Origin of the sequence: Clostridium sp. AF02-29 (assembly GCF_934835585.1) — a bacterium.
Taxonomy (GTDB): domain Bacteria; phylum Bacillota; class Clostridia; order Lachnospirales; family Lachnospiraceae; genus Otoolea; species Otoolea fessa.
The window spans coordinates 1-5,122 of record NZ_CAKVZK010000062.1 but is presented as its reverse complement, the minus strand read 5'-3'; the positions used below and the strand labels follow the sequence as shown (position 1 = coordinate 5,122).

Genomic DNA, 5,122 nt, shown 5'->3' with positions numbered 1-5,122 from the left:
TACAAGCTGAAAGCAAGGAGAATTTAAAGGCGCTTCTTGATGGCAGAAATGCAAATGGAATTATATTTACAACTATGTTTAAGTTCGAGCGTGGTGAGAAAGCACTCTCCGAACGCAGAAATATTGTTGTTATGGCAGACGAAGCACATCGTGGCCAGTATGGCTTTGATGAAAAAATCGTTATGTCGGAGAACGAAAAAGGTGAAAAGGAAGCGCATACTGTAATTGGTAATGCCCGAGTTATTCATGACGCATTGCCAAACGCTACTTTTATTGGATTTACCGGAACGCCAATTTCGGCTAAGGATAGAAATACCAGAGAAGTTTTTGGTGATTACATCGATGTATATGATATGACACAGGCTGTAGAAGATGGCGCTACAAGACCTGTTTATTACGAGAGCCGTGTTGTGCACCTGAAACTTGATGAAAATACATTAGCGCTGATTGATTCGACATATGACATATTAGAACAGCAGTCAGATGCACAGACGATAGAGAAGAGCAAGAAAATGCTCGGACAGATGGAAAGTGTATTAGGGGCTGATTCTACGATTCAATCGCTTTGCGATGATATTGTAAATCATTACGAAAAATATAGAGCAAATTTATTGACTGGCAAGGCTATGATCGTAGCTTATTCCCGCCCAATTGCAATGAAGATTTATCGGCGCATTTTAGAAATTCGTCCGAACTGGAAAGAAAAAATTGGTGTTGTTATGACTAGTGGTAATAACGATCCTGAGGACTGGAAAGAGATTATTGGAACAAAAGCCCATAAGGAAGAACTGGCTAGAAAGTTTAAGGATAACAATGATCCAATGAAGATCGCCATCGTAGTCGATATGTGGCTTACTGGTTTTGACGTACCTTCTTTGGCTACTATGTATGTGTACAAGCCGATGCGCGGATATAACCTAATGCAGGCAATCGCCCGTGTTAACCGTGTATTTAAGGATAAAGAGGGCGGGTTGATCGTAGACTATGTTGGAATTGCCTCTGCTTTGAAAGCAGCAATGAAGGAATATACTAAGCGCGATCAATCAAAATATGGCGACATGAACATTGCCAAGATGGCATATCCAAAGTTCCAGGAAAAGCTGCAGGTTTGTAAAGATTTATTACATGGATTTGATTTCAGCGGATTTGTTGGTGGTTCTCCACTTACAATGGCAAAGCTCATCACAGGTGGTGTGAACTTTATTCTGGATGCAAGTGTTCCTGATAGAAAAGACATGTTCTTAAAAGAAGCAATGCTTTTGAAACAGTCACATTCGCTTTGTTCCAGTATGACAACAGAGCAGGAACGTCACGAGGCAGCCTATATGGAAGCTTTACGCTCTACAGTGATCAAGATTACTTACGGCGGAACAGGTGGAAAGAGTTTGTCGCTTACAGAGATCAATAATCAGATCAATGATCTCCTTAAGGCAGCAGTACAGAGCGAAGGTGTTATTAATCTGTTTGACAGCAGTAAGAGCGGTGGTGAAAACTTCAGCTTGTTTGATCCAGCGGTTCTGGATGAAATTTCTAGAATGAAGGAAAAGAACATTGCTGTTGAGATCTTGAAAAAACTTATGGCTGAGCAGGTATCTCTGTACAAAAGAACAAACGTGGTGCAGTCGCAGAAATTCTCTGAGAAGATCGCTCAGTTAATGAATTCTTACTATAACGGACTGATCACCAATGAAGAGGTAATTAAAGAACTGTTGAAAACAGCTCAAGAGATTGCGGAGCTCTATAAGAATGGTGAGAAGCTTGGATTATCGCAGGAAGAGTTAGCATTTTATGATGCATTGACGAAACCGGAGCATATCAAGGATTTTTATAAAAATGATGAATTGATCGCTTTGACACGAGAGCTTACCGAAATGCTTCGCAAGAACCGTACTATTGATTGGCAGAAAAAGGAAACTGCTAGAGCACAGATGCGTAAGATGGTTAAGCGACTTCTGAAAAAGTATAAATATCCGCCGGAAGACTACGATTACGCTATCAACACAGTAATTAGCCAGTGCGAACTTTGGACAGATAATGTGGAACCTCGTAGTGAAGACAAACTCTATCAATTTATGCCAGAAAGAGAACTATCGAAAGTGGCGGAAGAAAAAGCACCATACAGTGTTGATTAAACACCATTTTTTTACCAAGGAGGCCTCCCTATGTCCCACCCAATCCAATCCGAAGCCCATCTCACGACCTTTGAAGCCATCAGCATGATCGTCGGCAACAGCATCGGCACCGGCATCATCGCCGTTCCGTATCTTGCCACGAAGAACAGCATGCTGGATGTCGTGTGGATGGTATTGATCGCCTATTGTGTGAACGTGATCCTGCACCTGATCATTGCCGAGCTGTCTTACAATAACGGAGGTGTCCAACTGGTGAAAAGCTTTGAAGGAGAGTTGTTTCATGGGAAAATGAAGCAGATTTTCAGCTGGAGTGTATTTATTGTCTATGGACTGGCAATTATGATCGGTGTCAGCGGCAACATCAACGGTGGCGCCCAGATTTTTGTGAACTGGTTCGGAATGCCTTTTGTGGCGGCGCAGGTTTTGTACTATGTGATCGCCGGAGTTGTGGTGTTTATCGGCATGAAAGCCGTGGGCATCGCGCAGAAATACGCAGTCATTGTCCTCATGGGCATTGTGGCAGTGATGACGGTAGGCACATTTATGCATCCGCTGAATTCTTTGCAACGGGCACAGTTCCACTGGAATAATCTGCTGGCGCTGTACAGCATGGTGGTATTCGCAACTTCCGCCAATCAGGCAGTGATCCAGGTGGTGAAAGGTCTGGATGGCAACGCGAAACAGATTCGCCGCTCCATCTTCATCGGTTTTGGGCTTTCTTCAGTGTTTGTCCTGATCGTGACGGGCACGGTTCTCCTGGGAACCAAGGGAGCACTGGAAAAAGAACTGGCATACATGCAGTTGGGAGAGAGCATCGGTACCTGGGCGATGATCCTGGCAGGCGTATTTTCCCTGTTTGCTTTACTTACCACGTTCTGGAGCAATACTCTCGCCCTCCGCGATGTGGTTCATGAGCAGATCGGCAGCGGCAACCGCATCAGCTGGCTGATCGCCACAGTTCCCTGCATTCTGTTTGCTGTGTTTGGCGTGAACAGCTTTATCGTTCTGACCAGGATCATGAGTGGCGTTGTGGTACTGGTGAGCATCATGCTGGTGCTGACCTATGGAAAGTCCAGGAAAAAAGCCGGCAGCAGTCCTATCTGCGGCGTGATCGGCACAGTGCCGTTTCAGGTGCTGATGGTGCTGTCTACGCTGCTGTCTGCAATCGGTGCGTTGATCCCGTTGAGCTGATTTCAAAAAAACTCAAATACAATAGTGAAACAGATTAAGTGACAGAAAAGAGATTCCTATGTATACCTCTCAAAATTTTCAAATTCGGGACGAAGAGACTTTTTCCCTTTGCATCCCGACGGACAGAGATTATAAAATATTACAGCTGACAGACCTGCACCTTGGTTTCGGCATGTTTTCCGGGAAAAAGGACAGACTGGCGCTGGAAGCGGTGACGGAGCTGGTCCGCCGGACGGGACCGGACCTGATCGTCCTGACCGGTGATTCTGTGTTCCCGTTTTTCCCCAAAAGCGGGACGATGAATAATAGAAAACAGGCGCAAAAGCTGTTAGCGTTTCTGGATGGTTTTCGGATTCCCTATACGTTTGTCTTTGGCAATCATGACTGTGAGATGGGGGCTGCATGCAATAAAGAGCAACTGGCGGAGATTTTTGCAACGGGAAAATACGCTGTTTTTACTAAAGGAAGATATGAGCATAGTCCTCAAAACCCCATTGCCGGCGTCGGAAATTTTGTACTCGATCTGATCGATGGAGAAGGCAGAGTTCTCCTGCCACTCATCCACCTGGACTCTAACATGTACGGTGACGGCTGGTTTTTCAGCGGTTTCGACTGCATCCATGAGGACCAGACGGACTGGTGCATGGAGAAATTGAACGAGAGAAAAGTACCGGCTATGGCATTTTTCCACATGCCGCCCGCGGAGTTCAAGGAAGCCTACGAGAAGATGAAACTAGGTGATCACAGTGTGATCTATGAACACGGCAGTATCGGAGAAAAGGATGAGTATTTCGGAATATCGAACCGACCACCTCATTTTTTCGAAAAAGCAGTGGATAACGGCTGGCTGAAATGGATCTTCTGTGGACACGATCATCTGAATACGTTGTCACTGACCTATAAAGGTATCCGCATGACTTACGGAATGTCCATTGATTATCTGGGATATTCCGGCATCGCGAAGCAATATATCCAGCGGGGAGCCACGCTGATCACGCGTAAGACAGATGGCAACATAGACATCACTATGGTACCGTTGACAACGGTTGTTTCGACACGAGTAAGGGGAGCCTGATCATGGGCTCCCCTTAATGGTTCAAAGTAGAAATTAGTAATTGATACCGCTGATGCCGAGTACTCCGTTCTGGACATTGAAGGTGATGTTAGGACCGTCACCGGTGCTGTAGAGGGTGAAGCCTGCCATACTGGGGCTTAATTCGGACAGATCAGCATTAGCCATAGAATCTTTCAGCTCAGGGGTGAAGATTTTGTCTGCACCTAAGGCAATCAGATCTTCCCTGGTTTCGATCACACTGCCATCGCCCAGAGCAACATAGACCGGATAATTGACCAGATCAGCGAGAGCATCCAGATCTTCAGCGGCTACGGCATCCTGGATCTTTTTAGCGAAAGCGGTAGCATCCTCTGTGGGAACTGCAAAGTTGTCTTCATAGGCTCCTTCCGCCGTAGAGGTGCTTTCGGTGGATGCGGTTTCAGTATTGGCTTCTGTATTGCTTTCTGTAACCTGGCTTTCGGAAGCTACGGTGCTTTCCGCAGAGGCAGCAGCTCCGTTTCCATCATTGCCGCAGGCAGCAAAAGATAATACCATCACAGTAGTTAAAAGTGCACAGATAAATTTGTTTTTCATAATAAAACTCCTTTCGTAATAAAACCATTTTTTACAGGTCTCTGATGATTAGACTGTACAGTCTTCAGAAAAGTTGCATAAGAAATAAATTTTTTTAAAAATATCAAAAACATCCACCCAAAAGAAAAACCTTCTGTTAAAATGTAAAAAT

General features: G+C 45.0%; 4 protein-coding genes. 3 read left to right on the top strand and 1 reads right to left on the bottom strand.

What is annotated here, in order from left to right:
• From PUQ60_RS11205 to PUQ60_RS11195, 3 genes are all read left to right on the top strand, one after another.
• Window positions 1–2,132: HsdR family type I site-specific deoxyribonuclease (locus PUQ60_RS11205; RefSeq protein ID WP_273483009.1), on the top strand; the 2,132-nt coding region annotated here is incomplete at its 5' end.
• A gap of 30 nt (window positions 2,133–2,162) precedes the next feature.
• Window positions 2,163–3,323, top strand: a complete 1,161-nt coding sequence (locus PUQ60_RS11200; protein ID WP_273483008.1) for an aromatic amino acid transport family protein — start codon at window positions 2,163–2,165, stop codon at window positions 3,321–3,323.
• A 58-nt stretch (window positions 3,324–3,381) separates the two neighbouring features.
• Window positions 3,382–4,398, top strand: a complete 1,017-nt coding sequence (locus PUQ60_RS11195; RefSeq protein ID WP_273483007.1) for a metallophosphoesterase — start codon at window positions 3,382–3,384, stop codon at window positions 4,396–4,398.
• 33 nt (window positions 4,399–4,431) lie between these two features.
• On the opposite strand, the gene PUQ60_RS11190 is transcribed toward PUQ60_RS11195, so the two are convergent.
• Complete coding sequence (locus tag PUQ60_RS11190) at window positions 4,432–4,971, bottom strand: hypothetical protein (protein ID WP_273483006.1); 540 nt, start codon at window positions 4,969–4,971, stop codon at window positions 4,432–4,434.
• Between the last annotated feature and the right edge of the window lie 151 nt (window positions 4,972–5,122).